The organism is Aeromonas sp. 600724 (assembly GCF_049175135.1).
GTDB classification, from domain to species: Bacteria; Pseudomonadota; Gammaproteobacteria; order Enterobacterales; family Aeromonadaceae; genus Aeromonas; species Aeromonas veronii_A.
The window spans coordinates 20,971-45,938 of sequence record NZ_JAAKUM010000005.1 but is presented as its reverse complement, the minus strand read 5'-3'; the positions used below and the strand labels follow the sequence as shown (position 1 = coordinate 45,938).

Below are 24,968 nucleotides of genomic sequence, written 5' to 3'. Positions count from 1 at the left end.
AGCAGCGAGAGGAGATGACGATGGCTGACCCCCGTTTTATCCACCTGCGAGTCCACTCCGACTTCTCCATGGTCGATGGCCTGCAGAAGATCAACCCCATTGTCGGGGCGGCGGCGGCCAACAACATGCCGGCGCTGGCGCTGACCGATCAGATGAACATGTGCGGTCTGGTGCGCTTCTATGGCGCCGCCCACGGCAAGGGGATCAAGCCCATCGTCGGGGCCGACTTCTGGGTGCAGAGCGATGAGCTCGGCGACGAGCAGTTCCGTCTCACCCTGCTAGCCATGGATAACGACGGCTACCAGAACATCACCCTGCTTATTTCCCGCGGTTACCAGCGCGGCCACGTGCAAGGGCGGCCGGTTATCGACAAGAGCTGGCTCGCCGAGCATGCCAAGGGGGTGATCGTCCTCTCCGGCGGGCGCGAGGGGGATGTGGGCAAGTTCCTGCTCAAGGGCAACCGGCAGATGACCGAGCAGTGTGTCGCCTTCTATCAGACTCACTTCCCCGATGCCTACTACCTCGAACTGTTGCGTACCGGTCGACCCGACGAAGAGGTCTACCTGCACATGGCGGTGGCCATCGCCACCGAGTTCGAGCTGCCGGTGGTCGCCACCAACGAGGTGGTGTTCCTCAACGCCGATGACTTCGATGCCCACGAGATCCGGGTCGCCATCCACGATGGCTATACCCTGATGGACAAACGCCGCCCCCGTCGCTACAGCCCCCAGCAGTACCTGCGCAGTCAGGAGGAGATGGCGGAGCTGTTCGCCGACATCCCCGAAGCGCTGGAAAACACGGTGGAGATCGCCAAGCGCTGCAACGTGACGGTGCGTCTCGGCGAATACTTCCTGCCCAACTTCCCGACCGGCGACATGACCACCGAAGATTTTCTGGTGGCCAAATCGAAAGAGGGTCTGGAGGAGCGTCTCGAGTTCCTGTTCCCGGATCCGGCGGTGCGGGCCGAGCGACGTCCCGATTATGACGAGCGCCTCGATGTCGAGCTGAAAGTGATCAACCAGATGGGCTTCCCGGGTTACTTCCTCATCGTGATGGAGTTTATCCAGTGGTCCAAGGACAACGGCATTCCCGTTGGCCCGGGCCGGGGCTCGGGGGCGGGCTCTCTGGTGGCTTACGCCCTCAAGATCACCGACCTCGACCCGCTGGAATTTGACCTGCTGTTCGAACGTTTCCTGAACCCCGAGCGGGTATCCATGCCCGACTTCGACGTCGACTTCTGCATGGACCGACGCGACGAGGTGATCGAGCACGTCTCCGACATGTATGGCCGGGAGGCGGTCTCCCAGATCATCACCTTCGGTAGCATGGCGGCCAAGGCTGTGGTGCGGGACGTGGGCCGGGTGCTGGGCCATGCCTACGGCTTTGTCGATCGCATCTCCAAGCTCATTCCGCCGGATCCGGGGATGACGCTCGCCAAGGCATTCGAGGCCGAGCCCAAGCTGCCCGAACTCTACGAGCAGGATGAGGAGGTCAAAGACCTCATCGACATGGCTCGTCGTCTCGAAGGGGTGGTGCGCAACGCTGGTAAACACGCCGGTGGCGTGGTGATCGCACCCACCAAGATCACCGACTTTGCGCCGCTCTACTGCGATGATGAGGGCCATCACCCGGTCACCCAGTTTGACAAGAACGACGTGGAGTACGCCGGTCTGGTGAAGTTCGACTTCCTGGGTCTGCGCACTCTCACCATCATCGACTGGGCGCTCGGCATGATAAACCCGCGTCTTGCCAAAGAGGGCAAGCCGCCGGTGGATATCGCCGCCATCCCTATCGATGACAAGAAGTCGTTCGACCTGCTGCAACGCTACGAGACCACAGCGGTATTCCAGCTGGAATCCCGCGGCATGAAGGATCTCATCAAGCGGCTGCGCCCCGACTGCTTCGAAGACATGATCGCACTGGTGGCCCTGTTCCGACCGGGCCCGCTCCAGTCTGGCATGGTGGATAACTTCATCGACCGCAAACACGGTAATGAAGCGATCTCCTATCCGGACGAGAAGTGGCAGCACGAGAGCCTGAAACCGATTCTGGAACCGACCTACGGCATCATCCTCTATCAGGAGCAGGTGATGCAGATCGCCCAGACCCTGGCGGGTTATACGCTGGGTGGCGCGGATATGCTGCGCCGGGCGATGGGTAAGAAAAAGCCCGAGGAGATGGCCAAGCAGCGGGCCGGTTTCGAGGAGGGCGCCGTCAAGAATGGCGTCGACGGCGAACTGGCGATGAAGATCTTCGATCTGGTGGAGAAGTTTGCGGGCTACGGCTTCAACAAGTCCCACTCCGCCGCCTATGCGCTGGTTTCCTACCAGACCCTCTGGCTCAAGACCCACTTCCCGGCCGAGTTCATGGCGGCGGTGATGACCGCCGATATGGACAACACCGACAAGATAGTGACCCTGGTGGACGAGTGCCAGCGGATGGGGCTGACCGTGATCCCGCCGGATGTGAACACCGGCCGCTATCGCTTCTCGGTCAACGAAGAGGGTCATATCGTCTACGGCATCGGGGCGGTGAAAGGGGTGGGTGAAGGCCCTATTGACGCTATCCTCAGCGCCCGGGATCAGGACGGCCCGTTCCGCGATCTGTTCGACTTCTGCAACCGGGTCGACATCAAGAAGCTCAACAAGCGGGTGATGGAGAAGCTGATCCTCTCCGGTGCCATGGATCGGCTCGGCCCCCACCGCGCCGCCCTGATGGCGACCCTGGAGGAGGCGATGCGGGCCGCCGAGCAGCACGCCAAGGCGCAGGCGGTGGGGCAGGTCGACATGTTCGGCGTGCTCACCGAAGAGATTGACGACGTCAAGAAGGCGTTTGCCAACGTGCCGCACTGGCCTGACAAGGTGTGGCTGGAAGGGGAGCGCGAGACCCTCGGGCTCTATCTCACCGGCCACCCCATCAACCAGTACAGCAGCGAATTGCGTCGTTATACCTCGGGTCGCCTGTGCGATCTGCATCCCACTTCACGCGATACCGTGACCACGGCGGCGGGGCTGGTGATTGCGGCCCGCAGCATGGTGACCAAGCGTGGCAACAAGATGGGGATCTTCACTCTGGACGACCGTTCCGGTCGCCTCGATGTGACCCTGTTCAGTGAAGCGCTGGAAAAATATGAAGAATTGATGCAAAAAGACCGCATTTTGGTGGTTTCTGGACAGGTCAGCTTTGATGACTTCTCCGGTGGCCTTAAAATGTCGGCTCGAGAATTACTGGATATCAACGATGCGAGGGAGCGTTTTGCCAGAGCAATCCGCATCTCCCTCGATGAACAGCGGATTGATGATCGCTTTTTCCCGCGTTTGTGCGAGATTTTGGAGCCCGCCCGTGCCGGAGTCTGTCCGGTTCAGGTAAACTATCGTCGCCCCGGCTCCCGGGTGCGATTGACGCTCGGTACCGAGTGGCGGGTGACGCCCACCGATCAACTGATAGATGACTTGCGAGTCCTGCTTGGACGAGAGCGGGTTGAATTGGTTTTTGATTAGAGGTTCTAAGGCCCTATGAGTCTTTTTCTGGATTTTGAACAGCCGATTGCCGAGTTGCAGGCGCAGATTGATGAACTCAAACATGTGAGTGAAGGCAATCACGCCGTGGATCTGAAAGACGAGATCCGCCGGCTGGAGAAGAAAAACGAAGAGCTGACCAAGAAGATCTTCGGTGATCTGGGGGCCTGGCAGGTATCCCAGATGGCGCGTCATCCCCAGCGCCCCTACACCTTTGACTATATCGAGCATATCTTCACCGATTTCGACGAGTTGGCTGGCGATCGCGCCTATGCCGATGACAAGGCTATCGTCGGCGGCATCGCCCGTCTCGACGGTGAGCCGGTGATGGTGATTGGTCACCAGAAGGGTCGCGAGACCAAGGAGAAGATCAAGCGCAACTTCGGCATGCCGCGTCCGGAAGGGTACCGCAAGGCCCTGCGTCTGATGGAGATGGCCGAGCGCTTCAAGATGCCGATCATCACCTTTATCGACACCCCGGGCGCTTACCCTGGCGTCGGTGCCGAAGAGCGTGGCCAGTCCGAAGCGATTGCCCGCAACCTGAAAGTGATGGCCGGTCTGACCGTGCCGGTGGTCTGCACCGTGATCGGTGAGGGTGGCTCCGGTGGTGCGCTGGCAATCGGCGTGGGTGACCGTGTCAACATGCTGCAGTACTCCACCTACTCCGTCATCTCGCCGGAAGGGTGTGCCTCCATCCTGTGGAAGAGTGCCGACAAGGCCTCCGTAGCTGCCGAAGCGATGGGTATCACTGCCCAGCGTCTGAAAGAGCTCAAGCTGATCGACCATGTGATCGACGAGCCCCTCGGCGGTGCCCACCGCGATGTGGAGAAGATGGCCAAAAACCTCAAGGCCCGCATCAAGCAGGATCTGGACGCACTGCGTCCGCTCGATACCGAGCAACTGCTGGAGCAGCGCTATCAGCGTCTGCTGGGCTACGGTTACTGCTAAGCGCAGCCGTCACCCCCGAGTATTCAGGCCCCCGTCATCGACGGGGGTTTTTTATTGCTGATGACTTGTCTTGCGGTGATTGCCCCAATGCGCCCTGAAACAGCGCAGGTCAGTATTCTAGGGTGAGGGGCAGGGTTGGTATGCCACGCTGTTGGTGATGACTGTCATTAGCCTGCAGCATCCTTTGGCATCGCTAGCGGTGGCATGACAAGCCGCTTGCTCATCCGATTGCGGCAAAAAAAAGCGCCCCGACTGTGCGGAGCGCTTTTACAGGTGTCTGGCGGTATTACAGTTCAATCTCGTCTGTAAGACCTTCATAGGCGATATCGATGGATTGCAGCTCCTTCTGCAGGCGATGTTTGTCTTTCAACGCCTCGATTTCACGCCATTTACGTTTTTTTCCCGTTGTCCCGCGGCTACGCGAACCGAGTTCAACCACCTCGTCATAATCGAAGTTGAACATTTCCATGGCTCCCTCCTTGGTTTTTATCGTTTTCACCACCCGTATAACATAACGAATCTGAAATTAAAACGTTTTCGTGACGACTCTATGACAGCGCTAAAAAAGCCCATGAAAAAAAACCGGGCCCCTTGGTAGGGGCCCGGTTTTTATTAGAAAAAAGAACTGATTACAGGCGGCTTGCCAGCATGGTTTCCAGCTTGCCCTGGTCGATGGCGAACATGCGGATGCCTTCGCCCAGCTTCTCGTGAGCCATGGCGTCCTGGTTCAGTTCCCAGCGGAATTCGGCTTCGGTCATCGGGGTCGGTTTGGCCTTGCGCTCACCGGTGTAGTCCAGTTTGCGTACCACGGCGCCTTCGGTCTTGCTCAGCTCTTCCAGCAGAGCCGGGCCAATGGTCAGGCGGTCGCAGCCGGCCAGTTCCAGGATCTCGCCGGTATTGCGGAAGCTGGCGCCCATCACCACGGTCGGGTAGTCGTGCTGCTTGTAGTAGTTGTAGATGGAGGTGACAGAGACCACGCCCGGATCTTCGCTGGCGGTGTAGTCACGGTTGTGCTTGGCCTTGTACCAGTCGAGGATGCGGCCTACGAACGGGGAGATCAGGAAGGCACCGGCTTCGGCACAGGCACGGGCCTGGGCGAAGGAGAACAGCAGGGTCAGGTTGCACTGGATGCCCTCTTTCTCCAGTACCTCGGCGGCACGGATCCCTTCCCAGGTGGAGGCCAGCTTGATCAGAATGCGGTCGTTGCTGATACCCGCTTCGTTGTAGAGACGGATCAGCTTGCGCGCCTTGGCGATGCTGGCTTCGGTATCGAAGGAGAGACGAGCATCCACTTCGGTGGAGATACGGCCCGGAACGATCTTCAGCACTTCCAGACCGATATTGACGGCCAGCTTGTCGCCCGCGTCGATGATTTGCTGTGCCTTGTCCTGGCTCTGGGCTTTGGCCCATTTGATGGCGTCTTCGATCAGCGGAGCGTACTCGGGGATCTCGGAGGCCTTCAGAACCAGAGAGGGGTTGGTGGTGGCATCGATGGGCTGATAGCGTTTGATGGCTTCGATATCACCGGTGTCGGCAACAACAGTGGTCAGGGCTTTCAGCTGGGTTAATTTATCGGCCATAGCGAATATCATCTCTTAATGAGGGAGTAATCCCTGGGTTGCGGGCTTGAGACGGTGGTTCTGAAATAAAATTACAGGATCTTGGTGCCTCAGGCTCAGAAAAGCGCGATGGGGGCGGCCCATCGTCATTGCCTGCCTAATTAATACTGATGTGCTGCATCCTGCAATAGGGGCGCTTGGTTGTTAAACATTCAGGCTGTTGAGTCATCCCGTTTTATGGCGTGAAACTATATGATTAGTAAGGTTTTTTACATTTCCTCCCGACCTCGCTCCGGTTTGCTTTCAGCTGAACTTTTTTAGCCAATATCCATATTTGTGTCGTCGATCACATAAATTATCTCGCTACGTACTTGAAATTTAATTACAGCGAAAACGTTTGGCGAAATGTCTCCGTTTGAAAGCCATTTCATGCAAGCGTTTGCGTTTTCGGATAGCTCATCAGGGATATATCAAAATGGTTCTCTTATGGGGCTTAATGGTGGCCTGTCTGATTGAATTATTGAGTTTGTTGAAAGTTTGCGATTTAAATGGAGCTTTATGGGCTTTTACCGTTCGTTTTTTGTGTCTCGCGTGACCGGGATCACTATTCCGGGCTCTCCCGCTGTGCTAGATTCCGCCCCTTTAGCGAAACGCTAATTAAACGACAGACAGAAAACGGTCAGCGCAGACTGGCCATGGATGTGAATAACAACGAGAGAATTATGGACACCTTGATTGCGATGCTAAACGACCTGATGTGGGGAGCCGTGCTCATCTACCTGCTCATCGGGGTCGGTATCTTTTTCACCTTCCGCCTGGGTTTTATCCAGATCCGTCACTTTGGCCACATGTTTTCCGTGCTGAAAAACAGCCGTAAATCGGACAATGCAGGCATCTCCTCCTTCCAGGCCCTCTGTACCAGCCTTGCCGCCCGTGTCGGCACCGGCAACCTGGCCGGTGTGGCTGTCGCCATCTATCTGGGCGGCCCCGGCGCCATCTTCTGGATGTGGCTGATTGCCTTTATCGGCATGGCGACCGCCTTCGTCGAAAGCACCCTGGCCCAGCTCTACAAGGTCAAGGATGAGGATGGCAACTACCGTGGTGGCCCGGCCTACTACATGGAGAAAGGCCTTGGCATGCGCTGGATGGGGGTGGTGTTTTCGCTCTGCCTGATCCTGGCATTTGGTCTGGTGTTCAACGCGGTGCAGGCCAACTCCATCAGTCTGGCGATGAAGGTGGCGTTTGGTATTCCTGACTGGGTCAGCGGTCTGGCGCTGGTGGCGCTCTCCGGCCTGATTATCTTCGGCGGCATTCGTGGTATCGCCCGTTTTGCCGAGCTGGTGGTGCCCTTTATGGCGCTGGCCTACATCCTGCTGGCGCTGGTGATCGTGGCGATGAACATCACCGAGTTGCCCCATGTCTTCATGCTGATCATCAAGTCCGCCTTCGGGATTGAGCAGGCTGGCTCGGGTGCGCTGGGTTATGCCATCTCCCAGGCGATGATCAACGGTATCAAGCGTGGTCTCTTCTCCAACGAAGCGGGCATGGGCTCTGCGCCCAACGCTGCAGCGACTGCCACTCCCTATCCGCCGCACCCGGCCTCCCAGGGTTATGTGCAGATGCTGGGGGTCTTTATGGATACCATCGTCATCTGCAGCTGTACCGCCGCCATCATCCTGATGTCAGGTCAGTTTGAGCCGGGCTCCGGCGTGACCGGTGTCGAGCTGACCCAGCGGGCGCTCTCTTCCCAGATTGGCAGCGGTGGCAACATCTTTATCGCGGCGGCCATCTTCTTCTTCGCCTTCACCTCTATCGTGGCGAACTACTCCTATGCCGAAACGAATCTGGTGTTCCTCGAGCACAACCACAAGGGCGGCCTGATGCTGTTCCGGATGTTTGTGCTGGGCATGGTGATGTTCGGCTCTGTGGGCGAGTTGCCGACCGTCTGGGCAATGGCTGATGTCTCCATGGGATTGATGGCCATCGTCAACCTGGTGGCTATCCTGCTGCTCTCCGGCGTCGCCATCAAGCTGGCCAAGGATTACAACGACCAGCTCAGGCTGGGCAAGGTGCCTACCTTTGATGCCAACAAGTACCCCGAGATCCGCTCCCAGCTGGAAGAGGGGATCTGGGACAATCCGACCAAAAAATAACAAGCGGTGAGTCAAACCTCTTGATTAAAACCTGAAGGGGGAGCCGGTGGCTCCCCCTTCTTTTATGAGCCGCTCTTCTGCAGCTGATCCCAGCGCTGGGCGAGCTGTCTGACACGCCGTTGCAACTGGCGCCAGCAGCGCCCTTGTTGCCGGTCGTTGAGGGGGGCATAACGCCAGCGGCGATAGAGCCACGCACTCTTTAGCAGGGGATGGGCAAGGTCGGGGCGCAGCCGCGCCAGCCGCTCGCACCATGCTCCCATGCTCTCGGCAGGCTCTGGGGAATAGCCGCTGCGTTTGCCCCGTTTGAGCAGGGGTTGCCAGATGCGCCGCTCTGGCGGCAGACGGGCGGGCAACAGCAGGGGCAAGCTCACCAGAAGGGCGACCAGCATCAGGCTGGCGAGGATCAACCAGGGAGTGTATCCCGCCAGTGCAGGCCAGCGCAGACCGATTTGCTGCCAGAGCTGGCCCGCATCGTAACCAATCACCCAGCGACTCCACTGGTAGTCGATATTGTTGCCCCACCAGCGCAGCTGATTGAGCAGGGCCCAGTTGTGATAACGCTGCAGAGCGAGAGGGTCGGCGGCGGTAAACTCGTCGCTCAGGGCCTCCCTCACGCCGCCTTCAATGCGCTCCGGTGCCACTGCCGCAGTGGGGTCGATTCGCCGCCATGTTCCTCCTTCATCGAGATACTCCACCCAGGCGTGAGCATCGAACTGGTGTACCGCCAGATAGTTGCCCGTGGGATTCCACTCACCGCCGAGATAACCGGTGACCAGCCGTGCCGGAATACCGGCGGCGCGCAGCACGAAAGCGGTCGCCATGGCGTAGTGGCCGCAAAAGCCGCGCCGAGTATCGAACAGGAACTCATCCACCCCGTCACCGCCAAGTCGTGGCGGTGTCAGGGTGTAGTAATAGGATTGGCTGCGAAACTGCGCTAGCAGGGCGGCGACCAGCTCTGCGCGATCCGGATAGCGCACAGCCAGCACTTGGCCATGGACGCGCGCTCTCGGGTTGCCTCCGGCTGGCAGTTGCAGGTTGCGCTGAGCGGCTTGGTGGTCGTCCTCGATCTGTGCTTCGCCGCGGCCAATGCGATAACGGATTGCCACCTCGCCGCTCCCCTGCCGATAGAGGGTGTGAATGGGGGTGAGCAGCACTGGTCCAGTCAGAATAGTCGGTTCACTTTGGGCAAAGGCCCAGCGGTGGCGCTGGGGCTCGGCGATCACCTCGTAGCTCCCGGCGGGTAATGGACTATCTGCCAGCTGATTGCTTGCCCGTGAAGATGATGCCAGAAGGGTCAGCCCGGTCTGCACCGGCACTGTCTGCTGCCATGCTTTGACCTCGGGGCTCAGCAACCAGCGCTGACCATCGAAAACTTCTTGGCGCATCACCGGAAAATAGCGCTCGCGGACAGGGGGCGGGCCATCGGCAAAGCTGACCCGAAACGCCAGTTCCGAGGAGTTGACCAGTTCGCTGATATCGCCGGGGGCCAGCTCTTCCGAGAGGCCGGACAGGGCACGGCTGGTGGTGGGCATCTGCCAGAGGGGCGGCAGCCTTGGCAGTAGTATAAACAGGGTGATAAGCAAGGGCAGCGCCAGCAGCAGGGCGCTCCCCGCACTGCGCCAAGGCCGTTTCTGCTCGGGGACGACGGCGGTCACCAGCGCGGTCACTGCCAGCCAGAGTGCCACTGCCATCCCGGCTGTCCAGCCGATGCTTTGGCGTTGTACCAGCGCCAGCGCGATGAGGAAGAAGGCGAGCAGCAGCACCTGCTCGATATCCCGCTCGCGCCGTACCTCGATCATCTTGAGGCTATAGCCGAGCCAGAGCAGATTGATCAGGGCGGGCAGGGTGCCCAATGTGCGCCACTGCAACCCCAGCAACACCACGGTTGTGATGGCCAGCAGCGCCAACCAGCGGGCAGGCAGGGGCGGCAAGCCGCGCCACAGCATCATGGCCCGGACGCCGAGAGTGATGGCGCCCACTGCCACTACCCAGAGTTGCAACTGGGGCCAGAGCGCCGCGACCAGCAGCAGCTGTTGCAGGGCGATGAGTGGCAGCAGGCGGCGGTTATCGAGCAGCATCTGGCGTGATCTTCGGTGGTGTTGCATCGAATTGGGCCAGTGCCAGCAGGCAGCGCTGCACAAAGGCGGCGCCGCTATCGGGCCCCAGCGTCTGGTTTGCCAGTGTCAGGGTAAAGGGGATGCCCCGCTTGCCGTAATCGGCGCACCACCAGGCCAGCACCGCCAGCCGCTGCTCCAGATCCCCGCCCGCGACCCGCTGCAAGGTGAGGTGAGTCTCATCCTGCTGCGGTTCATGGAACTGCTTGGTCAGCAGGCCGCGCCCTTGGGCAAGTTGCTTCCAAGCGACCCGGCTCAGTGGTTCACCGGCCTGATGTGTCCGCAGAGAGTCAAAGTCACCGAGAGTGGCCGGAGCGGGCTGGCCCTGATGCCCCTCGCTTTCGGTCGCATGCTCCCCTCTTAGCGCCCCGAACGCCGGTTTGGGGGCGAGCCAGCCCTCCAACTGCAAGTCCAGCAGGGACCAGCAGCGAAACAGACCGAGGGGGTAGCGGCTCTCGACCCGCAATCGGCCAAGGGGCAGTGGCCCACGGCGCGAGCCCGATACTGGCAGGATAACTGTGCTGGGCACAGCGTCGGCCTGTGCCAGCCAGAGGGTGCCTTCGTTGAGGCTAAACCGGAGCGCCTGCACCGGGCGAGGGCTCTGCACCAAGATACGGATAGGTAGCTGGCTACCCGCTTCCCCCAGTACCAGCTGGCCACCCAGCAGTTCCAGCCCCAACAGGTTGCGGTGGGTAAGCCACATGGCGGCCATAAACAGGCTGCCGAGGCAGTAGGCCACCAGCAGTACCAGATTGTTCTGGTAGTTGGTGCCGAGCAGATAGATGACGAGCAGCACCAGCAGATAGAGCAGCCCCATGCGGGTGGGGAGGATAAAGAGGCTGCGGGTAGCCAGCGTGATCTGGCGGGCCGGGGGAATGCGGCGATCGAGCCAGCGTCGCTGCCAGCGGGCTCGCCACTGCTGCCAACGGTTTAGCAATTTGCTCATCAGGGATTGTCCGGATCGACCCTGGCCAGCAATCGCTGGCTCAGGGGACAGGCTTCGCCGTGCTGTACGCCAAAGCTGCCCCGCAGCCGATGCTCGGCCACATAGGGGAAGACCGCCTGCACATCCTCTACCGTGACAAAGCGCCGCCCCGCAACCAGCGCCCAGGTCCGGCTCACCGCCAGCAAGGTCTGGGCTGCTCGGGGGGAGAGGGGCTGTGGCAGATCCCCATCAAAGCGGCTCTGGTGCACCAGCGCCAGCAGGTAATCGAGGGTGGCATCGGAAACATGGATGGCATCCCCTTCGCTTTGCAAGGTGGCGAGTCCGGCGGCATCCAGCATGGCGAGCAAAGGGCCAGTCGGCTGGTGGCCGCGCAGTAGCTGGCGCTCCGCTTCTCGCGGCGGAAAACCCAGCGAGAGTCGCACGGCGAATCGGTCGAGTTGGGACTCCGGCAGTGGATAGGTGCCCGCCTGATCCGCCGGATTCTGGGTGGCGATGACGAAAAACGGATCGGGGAGTGGGTGCGTGTGGCCCTCGATGCTCACCTTGCCTTCGGCCATCGCCTCCAGCAGGGCGCTCTGTACTTTGGGGCTGGCGCGGTTGATCTCGTCCGCCAGCAACACCTGGGTGAAGATGGGGCCGGGGTGAAAGCGAAATGTTTGTTGCTGGGGGTCAAAAATCTGAAGCCCCAGCAGGTCGGCGGGGAGCAGATCGGCGGTGAACTGCATCCGCCTGCATGCCAGCCCCAGCACCTGCGCCAGGGCGTGGGCCAGGGTGGTTTTGCCCATGCCGGGCAGATCTTCGATCAGCAAATGACCGCGCGCCAGCAGGGTCACCAGCGCGATTTTCAGCTGTAGCGGCTTGCCCAGAATGACTTGCTCCAGTGCCGCCAGCAGCCCGGCAATCTGCTCTTCTCTCTTCATTCCCTTCATACACATTCCCTGTATTGCGTCGCACCTACAGCTTATACGCCCGCAAGGGCGAAGGCAGATAACAGACGGGCGGTAAAGTGCAGCGCAGGGATGGTAATGAGCGGGAGGTGACCCGGTTTATTGCTGAGTCTGCTTGATTCAATATGGCCGCTATGGCACGTAACTCAATACAATATTTCCTGATTGGAATGTACCGATCGCCATCTCTTCACTAGGTGAGAGCGGTGGGCGCCCATATAGTTGCCCCATTGCGACGCGCTGCGTTGCTAGCTTTGTCACCACCTTGGCCCCGCCATTGTTCGCCTGTCACTGTGATCTGGCAGGCATCGGCACGCCAATCTGTTATGGAGCGTTCATGCCTGTATTCCTGTTGTGCACTTTTCTGATGATCATTCTCTATCCGGTCGGGATCGATCTCTATCTGGTCGCTGTGCCCCAGATTGCCGATACCCTGCAGGCGAGCGAGGCGCAGATCCACACCGCCTTCTCTATCTATCTGTTTGGCATGGCAGCGACCGTGCTACTGGGGGGGATGATTGCCGATCACTTCGGGCGGCGCTGGGTGGTGCTCGGGGGCGCGCTGATTTTTGTCCTCGCCTCGCTGGTGGCAGGCAATGCGGAGGGGATTGGCCAGTTCTATTTCGGCCGTTTCTGGCAGGGAGTCGGGGCGGGGGCGCTCTATATCATGACCTTTACCGTGCTGCGGGATGTGCTGAGTGAGGAGCGGTTGGCGATGGCGCTCTCGATGATTAACGGGGTGATCTGCGTGATCCCGGTGCTGGCGCCGGTGCTCGGTTACCTCATCCTGTCCCATTTTGACTGGCGCGGGATCTTCGTGGCGATGGCGCTGGTGGCTGCCGTCAGCGGTCTGGTGAATTTGTTGCTGCTCAAGGAGACCCGTCCGGCCCGGCAACCGGGGAGTGGCGCTGCGCTGCCCTTTGCCCTGCTGCGCTCGCCGCGCTTTATGCTGCTCTCCCTGCTGAGCAGTGCCAGCGTGACCTCCATTCTGGTCTATGTCAGCGTCTCGCCGCTGATCCTGATGAAGGAGTTTGGTTTCACCACCGAGCAGTATTCTATCGTGATGATGGTGATGGCCGGGGTGAGCATGTCTACCTCCTTCCTGACGCCCCTGCTGTTGCGCTGGCTGGGCAAAAAGAAGGTGCTGGCGGTGGCTCATCTCTCCTATCTGCTGGCGGCCTGCTCACTGATCGGCAGCTGGCAGGCGGGGGGCGATATCCATCTGTTGCTGTCGGGGTTTGCGCTGGTCTGTGTCGGGTTCTCCTGTGGCTTCGGGGTGGCGATGGGGGAGGCGCTCGATGGTTGTCAGCACAATGTGGCCTTTGCCAGCGCGGTGCTCTGCATCATGCAGATCAGCCTCTCCGGCCTCTACATCTGGCTGCTGGGTCAACTTGGCTTTGCCCCGACCGAGATGTTGATCTGCGCCTTGCTGCTGGCACTGCTCAGTTACCTGGCTGTCAAAGGGCTGTTACCATGGCTCGCGCTTCGTGAAGCGCAGTCGCAGGGCTGATGGAAGATGAGAGGGGATATGCGCAATCTGGGTGAACTCGATTTGAACCTGTTGGTGGTCTTCAAGTACCTGATGCAGGAGCGCAGTGTGGCAGGGGCGGCCAAAAAGCTCTGTGTCACCCCGTCGGCGGTGAGCAAGTCCCTCGCCAAATTGCGGGAGTGGTTTGACGATCCCCTGTTTGTGCGGGTGCGGCAGGGATTGCAGCCCACCAACCTCTCCCTGACCCTGGAGGAGGAGCTGAAGGTCTGGTTCCAGCTCACCGACAGCATCACCTCGCTCAATAGCGAGGCGATCCCCGACGGTGCCCGCTTCACGCTGGTGATGGAGTCCCCCTTCTACATCAGCTTCCTGAGCGATCTGCCCATGACCATCTACCAGAAGTACCCCAACTCGGTGGTCAGGATGCTGGGGTGGGATCACCACTCCCTCAACGATATCGTCAATGGCGATGCGGATCTCGGCTTTTGTGCCCGCGAGACCCATGGCCGTTCCCGGGCCAAGGTCAACCGCTTGCCCTACTACATCGATCACGAGGTGCTGTTCACCGATCGCCCGGTGGTTTTTCTGCGCAAGGATCACCCCTTGCTCCAGCAGAAGTGGTCGCTGGAGAACTTTCTGGCCTGCCCCCAGATCAGCATGGTGTGGGAAGCGAACGATACCTGGGCCCTCGACAGTCTGCTGGAGGACGAGGGGCTGAAGCGGGAGGTGCCCATCATGGTCTCAAGCTTCGAGCAGGCGCTGCATATTGCCTCCCAGTCGAGCCACGAGCTGATAGCGGTGGCGCCCTCTTACTGTGGTGGTTATGCCAGTCGGCATCACGGCAATCTGATCGCCATGCCGCTGCCGCTCCCCGAGAAGCTCTACGCCCAGCTGGAGATCGCCTTCATCTTGCTGTGGCACAAGCGGCACAATCAGGATGCCAAGGTGATGTGGCTGCGCAACGAGATCCGGCGACTCTACAACGATGAATCGCCACGCTAATGTGGCCGTGACGGTGCCCATCGATCAGCCGGAGCCATCTGCTCCGGCTTTTTGTTGTCGCAGCGTCCGGATGAGTGGGCTTTTGCACGACTTAAGTGCCGAGTTCGGGTTCAACTGTGTGCCATTCAACTCTCTTTATGCACAGATTGGCCTTGGTTGCACGTCTCGAGTGAAGCTCTTTTCACGAAAAAAATTCATGTGGTTTCATTAGAAAACTTCACTGATGGTCACTTTTAAAGTGTGATCGACCATTAAGTTCCTGTATTTGCAGTGATATAGCATGACACCCCTTGGAGTGGCGGGGTTAGATAGCGCCTGCGTAGGTGACTGCCAGTAGAGCGCGGCGTGAGCCAGCCCCACAGGTCGTCTGTGGCCGTGTCATGCCCCAGCTATCTGGCCACCAGCCATGAGTGACGGAGCAGAGGGGAATAAGCAAAACCGGCTTGAGTGAAGGGATGCAGCAAAGGTAGCACCTGGAGCCGGTAACTGTACTGGGAGACGCCACTCACCATCCCCCGATAACCCGTAATTGAAACCGGCTAGATGAAAAACACCTTTCATCGAACGGGGCGTGTGCACCCGAAAATAGCCAGATTGGCAGGCTGACTGTGCTCCCCGTTATAGCAATGGCGGGCAAAAAAATAGTGCGGTAGCCACCACCAGATTAATAAAAATAAATCTCAGCAAAGGCAGGTTGATATGCGTCCAGCAACAGCACCCACAGGGTTGTTACAACAGCCCAAACCCTTCTTTATGATATTTTTCGTCGAACTCTGGGAGCGCTTCGGTTATTACGGCGTGCAGGGGATCCTGGCGGTCTTCTTTGTGCAACAACTGGGATTTTCCCAAGAGCAATCCTTTATTACCTTCGGTGCCTTCTCGGCGCTGGTATATGGCCTGATCTCGGTCGGTGGCTATGTCGGTGACCATGTGCTCGGCACCAAGCGCACCATGGTGCTGGGGGCCGTGGCGCTGGTGATAGGCTACTTTATGACCGGCCTCTCTATCTACAATCCCGACCTGATTTTCTATGCGCTGGGCACCATTGCAGTTGGTAACTGCCTGTTCAAGGCCAATCCGGCCAGCCTGCTTTCAAAATGCTACCAGCCAAAAGATCCGCGGCTGGATGGGGCTTTTACCCTGTTCTATATGTCGATCAATATCGGCTCCCTTATTTCCCTCTCGCTCGCTCCGGTGATTGCCGATCACTACGGCTATACCGTGACCTATAACCTGTGCGGGGTGGGACTGATTATTGCGCTGCTCACCTTCTTTGCCTGCCGCAATATGGTCAAGGATATTGGCTCCGAGCCGGATCACCTGCCACTGAATTACAGCAAGCTGCTGCTGGTTATATTGGGCTCGGTAGCCATGGTCTTCTTCTGCGCCTGGCTGATGCACCACGTGGTGATCGCCAACATGGTGCTGATGACGGTGACCATCGCCGTGGTGATATTCTTTTTTCGCGAGGCATTCAGGCTCGATACCGTGGGCCGCAACAAGATGTATGTGGCCTTCGTGCTGATGCTGGAGGCGGTGCTCTTCTATGTGCTGTATGCCCAGATGCCGACGTCTCTCAACTTCTTTGCCATCAACAACATGCACCACGAAATGCTGGGCATGAGCGTTAACCCGGTCAGCTTCCAGGCGCTCAACCCCTTCTGGGTGGTGGTGGGTAGCCCGGTACTCGCGATGATCTATACCCGGATGGGCAGCAAGGGGCGGGATCTCACCATGCCGCTCAAGTTCACTCTCGGGATGTTCTTCTGCTCGCTGGGCTTTCTGACGGCGGCGGCATCCGGCTGGTGGTTTGCCGATGAGCAGGGGCTGACCTCCCCCTGGTTTATGGTGCTTATCTACCTGTTCCAGAGTCTGGGCGAGCTGATGATCAGTGCGCTGGGACTGGCGATGGTCGCCGCGCTGGTGCCACAACGCCTGATGGGCTTCATTCTCGGAATGTGGTTCCTGACTCAGGCGATGGCGTCCCTGCTGGGTGGCTATGTGGCGACCTTTACCGCCGTGCCGCAAGGGATGACGGATCCGCTGCAAACCTTGCCCATTTACACCGGTGTGTTTGGCAAGATCGGGATGGCGACTCTGCTGATTGCGGTAGTGATGGGGCTGATGGTGCCCTGGCTCAACCGGATGATGAATGCGACGCCGACCGAAGCCGAAGGGCTGGTCGCGGGTCAATCACAGGCGTAATGAGGGGAGGATAGTGCGAGACAAGGCAAGGGCAAGGCGCCCCTTGCCTTGCTATTGATGGTTTAGTTGTACTGCTCTTCCATCCAGGCTTCGACGATCAGCTGCGCCGAGACGCCATCCACACTGCCTTTTTCCAGCGCGCGATAGCCACCTCGCTCAAACAGCCGGGCACGGGCATCTGTGGTGGTGAGTCGCTCATCCTTGAACTCCACCGGCTTGCCGAAGCGGCCATGCAGCCGGTTGCCAAACTTGCGCGCCCGAACCGTGATCTCCTGATCGGTGCCATCCATGTTCAGCGGCAAACCGACCACCAGCAGGTCCGGTTGCCACTCCTTGAGCAGCTTCTCAATCTCGTCCCAGTTGGGGATGCCGTCGTTGGCCTTGAGGGCGCGCAGAGGTTGGGCTGTGCCAGTCAGCTCCTGACCGATGGCGACGCCAATGCTCTTGGTGCCATAGTCAAAGCCCATGATGCTGCGTGATGACATAACTGATAAATCCTCGAAATAGAGAGCGGAGCGGGCCAGCCGATCAGCTGTGGCCGACGTCGCTGGAGAGGTGAACCGGATTCACCCCTATGCTGGCGGCGGCTTGCTGCCAACGTTTGTGAATGGGGGTTTTGAACACCAGATCCGGATTGGGGGGGATCACCAGCCAGGCGCCGTCTACCAATTCCTGCTCCAGCTGACCGGCACTCCAGCCTGCATAGCCAAGGGCCACCAGCCAATGGGCAGGGGCCTCGCTCGTACCCAGAGTTTCCAGAATATCCTTGGAGGTGGTCACCATCATCTCATCCCCCACCTGCAGGGTGGAGTTGAAACCGGGGCGGAAGCTATGCAGCACGAAGCCACGATCGGCATGAACCGGCCCCCCTTGCAGCACCGGCTGCTTGAGCTCCGGGTTGTTGGGCGGGTTGAGCTGGAGCTGGGTCAGCATGGTTTCCAGCGACATCTCGACCGGAATGTTGACGACCAGTCCCATGGCGCCCTCTTCGTTGTGCTCGCACAGATAGACCAGCGAGCGCTCGAAATAGGGATCCGTCAGGCTTGGCATGGCAAGCAGGAAGTGATTTTGCAGTGTTTGCATAGAGGCCAAATAGTGCAAAGGTATTTGAGGTCAATTATGGCAGTTGATCCCCATGGGAAAAACCGCTTTTTGGGCAGGGCGAGATCCCGCCCCTCTCCGGATTGCCTTGAAACAGAGAGGGTGGCGCCGGGCCACCCTCTCTTTTTCAGGGCTTGCCAGTGGCGGGTTACCCCTGAACAGACCGGTCAGCCTGCCTGGCGATTATTTGCCCAGCCGACGCTCGATGGCATCCATCAGCATGCCGGTGATGTGTACATCGAAGGCGGCCTCGATCTCGCGAATGCAGGTCGGGCTGGTGACGTTAATCTCGGTCAGCCGATCGCCGATGATATCGAGGCCAACGAAGATAAGCCCCTTCTCTTTTAACGTCGGGCCCACCGCGCGGGCGATGGCCCAGTCGGCTTCGCTCAGGGGGCGCGCTTCACCACGGCCACCGGCTGCCAGATTGCCACGGGTCTCGCCTTGCGCCGGAATGCGGGCGAGGCAGTAGGGTACCGGTTCACCGTCCACCACCAGTACCCGCTTGTCGCCATCCTTGATTGCGGGCAGATAGGTCTGCGCCATGCAGTACTGGCTGCCGTGGGCGGTCAGGGTCTCGATAATCACGCCGACGTTGGCGTCATCTTCCTTCATGCGGAAGATGGAGGCGCCGCCCATGCCATCCAGCGGCTTGAGGATCACGTCTTTGTGCTTCGCGTGGAAGGCGCGCAGCTTGTCGGCGCGGCGGGTCACCAGCGTGGTCGGAGTGTGCTCGGCAAACCAGGCGGTGTAGAGCTTCTCGTTGGCATCGCGCAGGCTCTGCGGCTTGTTGACGATAAGGCAACCCTCATCCTCTGCCCGCTCCAGCATGTAGGTGGCGTAGATAAATTCGGTATCGAACGGCGGATCCTTGCGCATCAGGATCACATCGAGGTTGGAGAGGGGCTGATCCACCACCTCGCCCACGGTGTACCAGTCGGCATAGTCATATTTGACGGTGAGCGGGCGCATGGTACCAAAGGCACGACCGGCTTCCATGTAGAGATCCTTCATCTCCAGATAGAAGAGCTCATAGCCGCGCTTTTGCGCCTCTTCGAGCATGGCAAAGCTGGAATCTTTCTTGATGTTGATGGCCGAGATGGGGTCCATCACGATGCCGAGTTTAATGGTCATCCGCTGTTCCTTTTTAATGGCTCGATAGGGTTATAGGGTCGATTAGCGCAGCGTAATCGGCCGCTTGCGGCTGCGTCGATGCAGCCATGAGGCTGATTGATGCGGCCGATAGTATCAAGCGAGATCGCCAAAGCGGCACTGCAGCGCAGTGATCGCAGTCAGGGCGGCGGTTTCGGTGCGCAGCACCCGCGGCCCCAGCAGCATCTCTTTGAAATCTTCCTGCACGGTACGGGCGATCTCGTCGCTCGACAATCCCCCTTCCGGGCCAATCAGCAGGCGCACGCCATGCTCGGGAACGGGCAGGGTGTTGATGCTGTACTCGGCGCGCGGGTGCAGGTTGAGCTTGAGCTCTTTACTCTCTTCCGCCAGCCAGGCGTCCAGCTCCATCGGCATGCGCACTTCGGGCACCACGTTGCGGCCGCACTGTTCGCAGGCGCTGATCACCACCTTCTGCCACTGTTCGCGTTTCTTCTCCAGCCGATCGGCCGGCAGCTTGACGCCGCAGCGCTCGGAGAAGAGCGGGGTGATGCAGGTGACGCCCAGCTCCACCGATTTCTGGATGGTGAAGTCCATCTTGTCGCCACGGCTGATCACCTGACCCAAGTGGATGGCCAGCGGTGACTCCACCGATTGGACGTCGCAGCTGTCGATGGTCACTTCCACCGACTTTTTGCCGACGTTGGCGATGGTGGCGGGATATTGATTGCCATCGCCATTGAACAGCTCGAGCTGCTGGCCCGGCTGCATGCGCAGTACCCGGCCGATATGGTTGGCGCCGTCTTCCGACAGGGCGATGGTCTGGCCAACTTGCAGGGTGGCCGGTTCATAGATACGTGGAATGCGCATGGCTGCTTGTCAGTCTCTTGCTTGGAAACCCTTCATATCCTGCGCCGAGCAAGGCTCACGCGGCAGTGGGGAAGGGCTTCATGATTAGGAGGGGTGATCCCCTCCCTGGTCAAATGGGGTTATTGGCACTGTTTTTCAATAAAGGGATTGGTATTGCCCTGCAGCTTGCCGATGCGGCGGTTGCGCTCGCACTCCCAGCCTTCTGCCGGGTACTGGCGATCCCAAGCTTCAAACAGTTTACGCTGTTGCGCTGCCAGACGCAGCCCATACTGCTGGCTCATGTAGAGGTAGGCGCGGGCAATCTGGCCCCGTACCGGCCCCTTGGGCGGCTGCACCCGACGATCCTTGAAATCCACCAGCATCTGGCACTGGCCGTACTGATCCGGCTTGCCGTTCCAGTCGGAGAAGCGGTAGTTGGCCCGATCGCCGTTCACCTCGCCAATGGCGGGGAAGAGGTTGTGCATGTCCCCCTCCATCTTGTTGAACTCGGGGCTCGCTTTTTCGCAGTTCTTGCGACCGCCATCCTGCCAGCACTGCAGCTGGTGGCCGAACTCCCAGGCCGGGACCACGTGTTCCCACTCGATGCGGGCGGCGCGCTGGGCCTGCTTGCGCGGCTCATAGCCGCAACTGGCGAGATCCGGGCTCATTTTCTTGCCCTGATAGTCGATGTCGCAGCCGCAGTAGAAGGTGGTGACCGCAGGCTGGCTGCGATAGAGCTTCACCAGATCCTGCTTGGCTTCGCGAAAGGTCTGGGCGTGCAGAGGCGCGCTGAGCAGCGGCAAACCGGCCAGCAGGGTCAGGGCGAGGGAGGAGATGAAACGCATGAGATTCCTTGCAAACGGGGTGATTGACGAACGATGGCGGGCACCCTACCACAGGGGCGCGACACAAGCTGGCTTACTGCTCTGGCTCCGGCCGTTCCCGCTCCAGCGGCTGCTTGCAGCGGCGGCAGTGGTAGCGGGCCTCGCCGCGCACCACCTTGTTGTGGCGGCGTATCGACAGTTGATACTGCTGGCAGTGACAGCGATAGGGCACGGTGCGCTGGGCCAGTACTGCCAGATCGAAGCTGTGGGTAGTTCTGGGCTCAAGGCCGAACACCTCCCGCATCACCGATTGCCACTGGCGGCCGTGGGGCAGTACCCGGCTCTTGCCGCGCCCCTCTCCCCAGAGTGCATAGACCAGCAGATGGGCCACCTCGTGGGGCACCACCTCATCCAGAAACGCCTGCTGGTTGGCCTGATAGAGGGCAGGATTGAAGCGCAACTCCCAGGTTTGCAGCCGCGCTGATCCTGCCGCCCGGCCCCGCATATTGCAGTAGATCCGTGGGCGGGGGAAGGTGCGGCCAAGGCGCGCCTCGGCCTGCACAAAGCAGGCTTCTACGCGTTGTTGCAGCAGGGCGACAAGCTGGGAAGGGGTGGCAGACATCAACATCTCGTCAAATGGCGGATAAGCAAAAGGGGAGCCAGGCTCCCCTTTTATCACAACAGCGAGCCTTACAGGCCAGCGGCAGAACGCAGCAGTTCGGCCTTGTCGGTCTGCTCCCACGGGAACTCGTCACGACCGAAGTGACCGTAGGCAGCGGTAGCCTGGTAGATCGGGCGCTTCAGATCCAGCATTTCGATCAGGCCATACGGGCGCAGTTCGAAGTGCTCGCGCACCAGCTTGACCAGCAGCTCTTCGGCGACTTTGGCGGTACCGAAGGTCTCGACGCTGATGGAGGTCGGCTCGGCCACGCCAATGGCGTAGGAGATCTGGATTTCACAGCGATCGGCCAGACCGGCGGCAACGATGTTTTTGGCAACGTAACGGGCGGCGTAAGCAGCGGAGCGGTCAACCTTGGACGGATCCTTACCGGAGAAGGCGCCACCACCGTGACGGGCCATGCCGCCGTAGGTGTCGACGATGATTTTGCGACCGGTCAGACCGCAGTCACCCATTGGGCCGCCGATAACGAAACGGCCGGTCGGGTTGATGAAGTATTTGGTGTCCTTGTTGACCCACTCGGCCGGCAGCACCGGCTTGATGATCTCTTCGCGTACCGCCTCAACCAGATCTTTGTGGCTGATGGATTCGGCGTGCTGGGTAGACAGAACAACTGCATCGACACCGATGATCTTGCCTGCGTCGTCGTAGGCGAAGGTCAGCTGGCTCTTGGCATCCGGACGCAGCCACGGCAGGGTGCCGTTCTTGCGCACTTCAGCCTGACGCTTCACCAGCAGGTGAGAGTAGGTGATGGGGGCCGGCATCAGCACGTCGGTTTCGTTGGTGGCGTAGCCGAACATCAGGCCCTGATCGCCAGCGCCCTGCTCCAGCGGATCGCTGCGGTCAACACCCTGGTTGATGTCCGGGGACTGCTTGCCGATGGCGTTTAGCACGGCGCAGGAGTCAGCGTCGAAGCCCATGTCGGAGTGGGTGTAGCCGATTTCACGTACGGTATCACGCACGATCTGCTCGATGTCTACCCAGGCAGAGGTGGTTACTTCACCGGCCACCATGACCATACCAGTCTTGACCAGGGTCTCGCAGGCAACGCGTGCCTTGGTATCTTGCTTGAGGATGGCGTCCAGTACCGCATCGGAGATCTGGTCCGCAATCTTGTCGGGATGGCCTTCGGAGACCGACTCGGAAGTAAACAGCTTTGCCATGATAAGAGTCTCAGCTTGTCTGGGTTATCGCCATAGCAATAACCGGATGAATGGGATGGTGTAGAGGTATCTACATCTGGACGTCTATTTTAATTAGCGCCCCCCCCGATTGCCAGCACTATTTTGTCGCGCAGTGTCCAATGGGTCACAAGCGGTGCTCTCCTATCCCGAAAGGGATGAAAATCAAACGTTTTTCTCTGGTTGCTTGGGTCAATAGAGGGCAAGAAAAGCGATTGTCCTCCCAAAGCCACTTTATTCATCCAGATAATATTTGCACGCCGCGCGCCCTGCTGGGACAATAACGCGCCTTAATCTTGGCCATCAAATGAAGCAATCGCAGGAGATTCAGATGCCTTCTCGTAAAGAGCTTGCCAATGCCATTCGTGCATTGAGTATGGATGCCGTTCAAAAAGCCAACTCCGGTCACCCGGGCGCCCCCATGGGAATGGCGGATATCGCCGAAGTGCTGTGGCGTAGCCACCTCAGACATAACCCGAACAACCCCAAGTGGGCCGACCGCGACCGTTTCATTCTCTCCAACGGCCACGGCTCCATGCTGCTGTACTCCCTGCTGCACCTCTCCGGTTATGACCTCTCCATCGACGATCTGAAAAACTTCCGCCAACTGCACTCTCGCACCCCGGGTCACCCGGAGTACGGCTATGCACCGGGCGTTGAAACCACCACTGGCCCGCTGGGTCAGGGCATCACCAACGCCGTTGGTATGGCGATCGCCGAAAAAGCCATGGCTGAGCAGTTCAACCAGCCGGGCCACGACATCGTTGACCACTACACCTACGCCTTTATGGGCGACGGCTGCCTGATGGAAGGTATCTCCCACGAAGCGTGCTCCCTGGCAGGTACCCTGCAACTGGGCAAACTGATCGCGTTCTGGGATGACAACGGTATCTCCATCGACGGTCACGTAGAAGGCTGGTTCACCGACGACACCGTCAAGCGTTTCGAAGCCTACGGCTGGCACGTTATCCCGGCTGTTGACGGCCACAGCCCGGAAGCCATCAATGCCGCCATCGAAGCCGCCAAGGCCGAGACCGGCAAGCCGACCCTGATCTGCTGCCGCACCATCATCGGTTACGGCTCCCCGAACAAATCCGGTTCTCACGACTGCCACGGCTCACCGCTGGGCAACGACGAGATCGCCGCTGCTCGCGCCTTCCTGAAGTGGGACCACGCGCCGTTCGTTATCCCGGCCGATATCGCTGCCGAGTGGAACGCTCAGGAGAAGGGCGCCAAACTGGAAGCCGACTGGGCTGCCAAGTTCGCTGCCTATGAAGCCGCTCACCCGACGCTGGCTGCCGAATTCAAGCGCCGCACCGCAGGCGACTTGCCGGCCAACTGGGCTGCCGAATCCGCCAAGATCATCGAAACCCTGCAAGCCAACCCGGCCAAGATTGCGACCCGTAAAGCGTCCCAGAACTCTCTGGAAGCCTTCGGCAAGCTGCTGCCGGAGTTCATGGGCGGCTCTGCTGACCTGGCTCCGTCCAACCTGACCATGTGGTCCGGCTCCAAGTCCCTGACCAACGACGATGCCTCCGGCAACTACATCCACTACGGTGTACGCGAGTTCGGCATGTCCGCCATCATGAACGGTATCGCCCTGCACGGTGGTTTCATCCCCTACGGCGCTACCTTCCTGATGTTTATGGAGTACGCCCGCAACGCCCTGCGCATGGCCGCCCTGATGAAGCAGCGCGCCATCTTCGTTTACACCCACGACTCCATCGGTCTGGGTGAAGATGGCCCGACTCACCAGCCGGTTGAGCAGATCGCCTCCCTGCGTCTGACTCCGAACATGAGCACCTGGCGTCCGTGTGACCAGGTTGAATCTGCCATCGCCTGGAAACACGCCATCGAGCGTACCGACGGCCCGACCTCTCTGATCTTCTCTCGTCAGAACCTGGCCCAGATGGACCGTACTGCCCAGCAGTTGGCTGACACCGCCAAGGGTGGCTACGTGCTGAAAGATTGCGCCGGTACTCCGGAGCTGATCCTGATCGCCACCGGTTCCGAAGTGGAACTGGCTGTTGCCGCCTATGAGCAGCTGACTGCCAAGGGCCGTGCCGTGCGCGTGGTCTCTCTGCCGTCTACCGACGTGTTCGACGCTCAATCTGCCGAGTACAAAGAATCTGTCCTGCCATCTTCCGTCACCAAGCGTGTGGCCATCGAAGCCGGCATCGCCGACTACTGGTACAAGTACGTCGGTTTCGGCGGCAAGATCATCGGTATGACCACCTTTGGTGAGTCCGCACCGGCCGAGCTGCTGTTCAAGGAATTCGGCTTTACCGTGGAAAACGTGGTTGCGACCGCTGAGTCCCTGTAATAGCTGACTATTGGGCCACG

General features: G+C 59.7%; 19 protein-coding genes. 7 read left to right on the top strand and 12 right to left on the bottom strand.

All coding sequences use genetic code 11. The annotated features are described in order from the left end of the window. Nucleotides 1–20 precede the first annotated feature (20 nt). Together dnaE and accA are read left to right on the top strand one after the other, a co-directional pair. Nucleotides 21–3,500, top strand: a complete 3,480-nt coding sequence (gene dnaE / locus G5168_RS06150) for a DNA polymerase III subunit alpha (RefSeq protein ID WP_421251994.1) — start codon at nt 21–23, stop codon at nt 3,498–3,500. 15 nt (nt 3,501–3,515) lie between these two features. After that, nucleotides 3,516–4,466, top strand: a complete 951-nt coding sequence (accA, locus tag G5168_RS06145) for an acetyl-CoA carboxylase carboxyl transferase subunit alpha (protein WP_005338549.1) — start codon at nt 3,516–3,518, stop codon at nt 4,464–4,466. Between the two features lie 286 nt (nt 4,467–4,752). Here accA and G5168_RS06140 read toward each other — a convergent pair whose 3' ends face one another. Together G5168_RS06140 and tal are read right to left on the bottom strand one after the other, a co-directional pair. Beyond that, a complete protein-coding gene (locus G5168_RS06140) occupies nt 4,753–4,935 on the bottom strand; it encodes a DUF3545 family protein (protein WP_005338547.1) in 183 nt (60 codons plus the stop codon). 160 nt (nt 4,936–5,095) lie between these two features. Next, the gene (gene tal / locus G5168_RS06135; protein ID WP_139443195.1) at nt 5,096–6,046 is read right to left on the bottom strand and encodes a transaldolase; all 951 of its coding nucleotides are present in this window, start codon (nt 6,044–6,046) and stop codon (nt 5,096–5,098) included. 701 nt (nt 6,047–6,747) lie between these two features. On the opposite strand from tal, the gene G5168_RS06130 reads away from it, so the two are divergent. Next, a complete protein-coding gene (locus tag G5168_RS06130; RefSeq protein ID WP_042055130.1) occupies nt 6,748–8,178 on the top strand; it encodes an alanine/glycine:cation symporter family protein in 1,431 nt (476 codons plus the stop codon). Between the two features lie 62 nt (nt 8,179–8,240). On the opposite strand, the gene G5168_RS06125 is transcribed toward G5168_RS06130, so the two are convergent. Genes G5168_RS06125 through G5168_RS06115 form a run of 3 tightly spaced genes read right to left on the bottom strand, consistent with a single transcriptional unit; the run spans nt 8,241 to nt 12,167 of the window. Then, complete coding sequence (locus G5168_RS06125; RefSeq protein WP_421251993.1) at nt 8,241–10,256, bottom strand: transglutaminaseTgpA domain-containing protein; 2,016 nt, start codon at nt 10,254–10,256, stop codon at nt 8,241–8,243. Beyond that, nucleotides 10,243–11,238, bottom strand: a complete 996-nt coding sequence (locus G5168_RS06120; protein WP_376901510.1) for a DUF58 domain-containing protein — start codon at nt 11,236–11,238, stop codon at nt 10,243–10,245. Before G5168_RS06120 ends, G5168_RS06125 begins: the two co-directional genes overlap by 14 nt. Next, nucleotides 11,238–12,167, bottom strand: coding sequence for an AAA family ATPase (locus G5168_RS06115; protein WP_421251992.1), 930 nt, complete (start codon nt 12,165–12,167; stop codon nt 11,238–11,240). The genes G5168_RS06120 and G5168_RS06115 overlap by 1 nt, the downstream gene beginning before the upstream one ends. A 355-nt stretch (nt 12,168–12,522) precedes the next feature. Here G5168_RS06115 and G5168_RS06110 point away from each other — a divergent pair, with 355 nt between their 5' ends. From G5168_RS06110 to dtpB, 3 genes are all read left to right on the top strand, one after another. Continuing rightward, complete coding sequence (locus tag G5168_RS06110; protein ID WP_421231386.1) at nt 12,523–13,695, top strand: MFS transporter; 1,173 nt, start codon at nt 12,523–12,525, stop codon at nt 13,693–13,695. An 18-nt stretch (nt 13,696–13,713) separates the two neighbouring features. Next, the gene (gene yidZ, locus G5168_RS06105) at nt 13,714–14,676 is read left to right on the top strand and encodes an HTH-type transcriptional regulator YidZ (RefSeq protein WP_139735835.1); all 963 of its coding nucleotides are present in this window, start codon (nt 13,714–13,716) and stop codon (nt 14,674–14,676) included. Nucleotides 14,677–15,375: 699 nt separating this feature from the next. After that, nucleotides 15,376–16,881, top strand: coding sequence for a dipeptide/tripeptide permease DtpB (dtpB, locus tag G5168_RS06100; RefSeq protein WP_421251991.1), 1,506 nt, complete (start codon nt 15,376–15,378; stop codon nt 16,879–16,881). A gap of 62 nt (nt 16,882–16,943) precedes the next feature. Here the strand turns inward: dtpB and ruvX are convergent, their stop codons facing one another. The 7 genes from ruvX to metK all read right to left on the bottom strand — a co-directional run bounded on the left by ruvX (nt 16,944) and on the right by metK (nt 22,607). Continuing rightward, complete coding sequence (gene ruvX, locus G5168_RS06095; protein ID WP_005343821.1) at nt 16,944–17,366, bottom strand: Holliday junction resolvase RuvX; 423 nt, start codon at nt 17,364–17,366, stop codon at nt 16,944–16,946. A gap of 43 nt (nt 17,367–17,409) precedes the next feature. Continuing rightward, on the bottom strand, nt 17,410–17,964 hold the full coding sequence (locus G5168_RS06090; protein WP_421251990.1) for a YqgE/AlgH family protein: 555 nt from the start codon (nt 17,962–17,964) through the stop codon (nt 17,410–17,412). 201 nt (nt 17,965–18,165) lie between these two features. After that, nucleotides 18,166–19,116 (bottom strand): glutathione synthase, encoded by a 951-nt coding sequence (gene gshB / locus G5168_RS06085; protein WP_279489590.1) that lies wholly within the window; start codon nt 19,114–19,116, stop codon nt 18,166–18,168. A gap of 114 nt (nt 19,117–19,230) precedes the next feature. Further along, nucleotides 19,231–19,962, bottom strand: a complete 732-nt coding sequence (rsmE, locus tag G5168_RS06080) for a 16S rRNA (uracil(1498)-N(3))-methyltransferase (RefSeq protein WP_421251306.1) — start codon at nt 19,960–19,962, stop codon at nt 19,231–19,233. A gap of 119 nt (nt 19,963–20,081) precedes the next feature. Then, entirely contained in the window at nt 20,082–20,786 is a 705-nt protein-coding gene (locus G5168_RS06075) for an endonuclease (protein WP_421251305.1), read from the bottom strand. Nucleotides 20,787–20,859: 73 nt separating this feature from the next. Next, entirely contained in the window at nt 20,860–21,387 is a 528-nt protein-coding gene (locus tag G5168_RS06070; protein WP_421251304.1) for a SprT family zinc-dependent metalloprotease, read from the bottom strand. A 68-nt stretch (nt 21,388–21,455) separates the two neighbouring features. After that, a complete protein-coding gene (gene metK, locus G5168_RS06065) occupies nt 21,456–22,607 on the bottom strand; it encodes a methionine adenosyltransferase (protein ID WP_206900326.1) in 1,152 nt (383 codons plus the stop codon). Between the two features lie 349 nt (nt 22,608–22,956). Between metK and tkt the strand changes: the two genes are divergently transcribed. Then, a complete protein-coding gene (tkt, locus tag G5168_RS06060) occupies nt 22,957–24,948 on the top strand; it encodes a transketolase (RefSeq protein ID WP_421251303.1) in 1,992 nt (663 codons plus the stop codon). The last annotated feature ends 20 nt before the right edge of the window (nt 24,949–24,968 follow it).

Bases quoted from the DNA above. Each gene is read 5' to 3' on its own strand.
- G5168_RS06140 (WP_005338547.1), bottom strand. From the start codon at position 4,935: ATGGAAATGTTCAACTTCGATTATGACGAGGTGGTTGAACTCGGTTCG.
- accA (WP_005338549.1), top strand. From the start codon at position 3,516: ATGAGTCTTTTTCTGGATTTTGAACAGCCGATTGCCGAGTTGCAGGCG.
- ruvX (WP_005343821.1), bottom strand. From the start codon at position 17,366: ATGTCATCACGCAGCATCATGGGCTTTGACTATGGCACCAAGAGCATT.
- metK (WP_206900326.1), bottom strand. From the start codon at position 22,607: ATGGCAAAGCTGTTTACTTCCGAGTCGGTCTCCGAAGGCCATCCCGAC.
- yidZ (WP_139735835.1), top strand. From the start codon at position 13,714: ATGCGCAATCTGGGTGAACTCGATTTGAACCTGTTGGTGGTCTTCAAG.
- rsmE (WP_421251306.1), bottom strand. From the start codon at position 19,962: ATGCGCATTCCACGTATCTATGAACCGGCCACCCTGCAAGTTGGCCAG.
- dtpB (WP_421251991.1), top strand. From the start codon at position 15,376: ATGCGTCCAGCAACAGCACCCACAGGGTTGTTACAACAGCCCAAACCC.
- G5168_RS06115 (WP_421251992.1), bottom strand. From the start codon at position 12,167: ATGAAGGGAATGAAGAGAGAAGAGCAGATTGCCGGGCTGCTGGCGGCA.
- G5168_RS06110 (WP_421231386.1), top strand. From the start codon at position 12,523: ATGCCTGTATTCCTGTTGTGCACTTTTCTGATGATCATTCTCTATCCG.
- G5168_RS06130 (WP_042055130.1), top strand. From the start codon at position 6,748: ATGGACACCTTGATTGCGATGCTAAACGACCTGATGTGGGGAGCCGTG.
- G5168_RS06075 (WP_421251305.1), bottom strand. From the start codon at position 20,786: ATGCGTTTCATCTCCTCCCTCGCCCTGACCCTGCTGGCCGGTTTGCCG.
- G5168_RS06125 (WP_421251993.1), bottom strand. From the start codon at position 10,256: ATGCTGCTCGATAACCGCCGCCTGCTGCCACTCATCGCCCTGCAACAG.
- G5168_RS06070 (WP_421251304.1), bottom strand. From the start codon at position 21,387: ATGTCTGCCACCCCTTCCCAGCTTGTCGCCCTGCTGCAACAACGCGTA.
- tkt (WP_421251303.1), top strand. From the start codon at position 22,957: ATGCCTTCTCGTAAAGAGCTTGCCAATGCCATTCGTGCATTGAGTATG.
- G5168_RS06120 (WP_376901510.1), bottom strand. From the start codon at position 11,238: ATGAGCAAATTGCTAAACCGTTGGCAGCAGTGGCGAGCCCGCTGGCAG.
- gshB (WP_279489590.1), bottom strand. From the start codon at position 19,116: ATGACCATTAAACTCGGCATCGTGATGGACCCCATCTCGGCCATCAAC.
- G5168_RS06090 (WP_421251990.1), bottom strand. From the start codon at position 17,964: ATGCAAACACTGCAAAATCACTTCCTGCTTGCCATGCCAAGCCTGACG.
- dnaE (WP_421251994.1), top strand. From the start codon at position 21: ATGGCTGACCCCCGTTTTATCCACCTGCGAGTCCACTCCGACTTCTCC.
- tal (WP_139443195.1), bottom strand. From the start codon at position 6,046: ATGGCCGATAAATTAACCCAGCTGAAAGCCCTGACCACTGTTGTTGCC.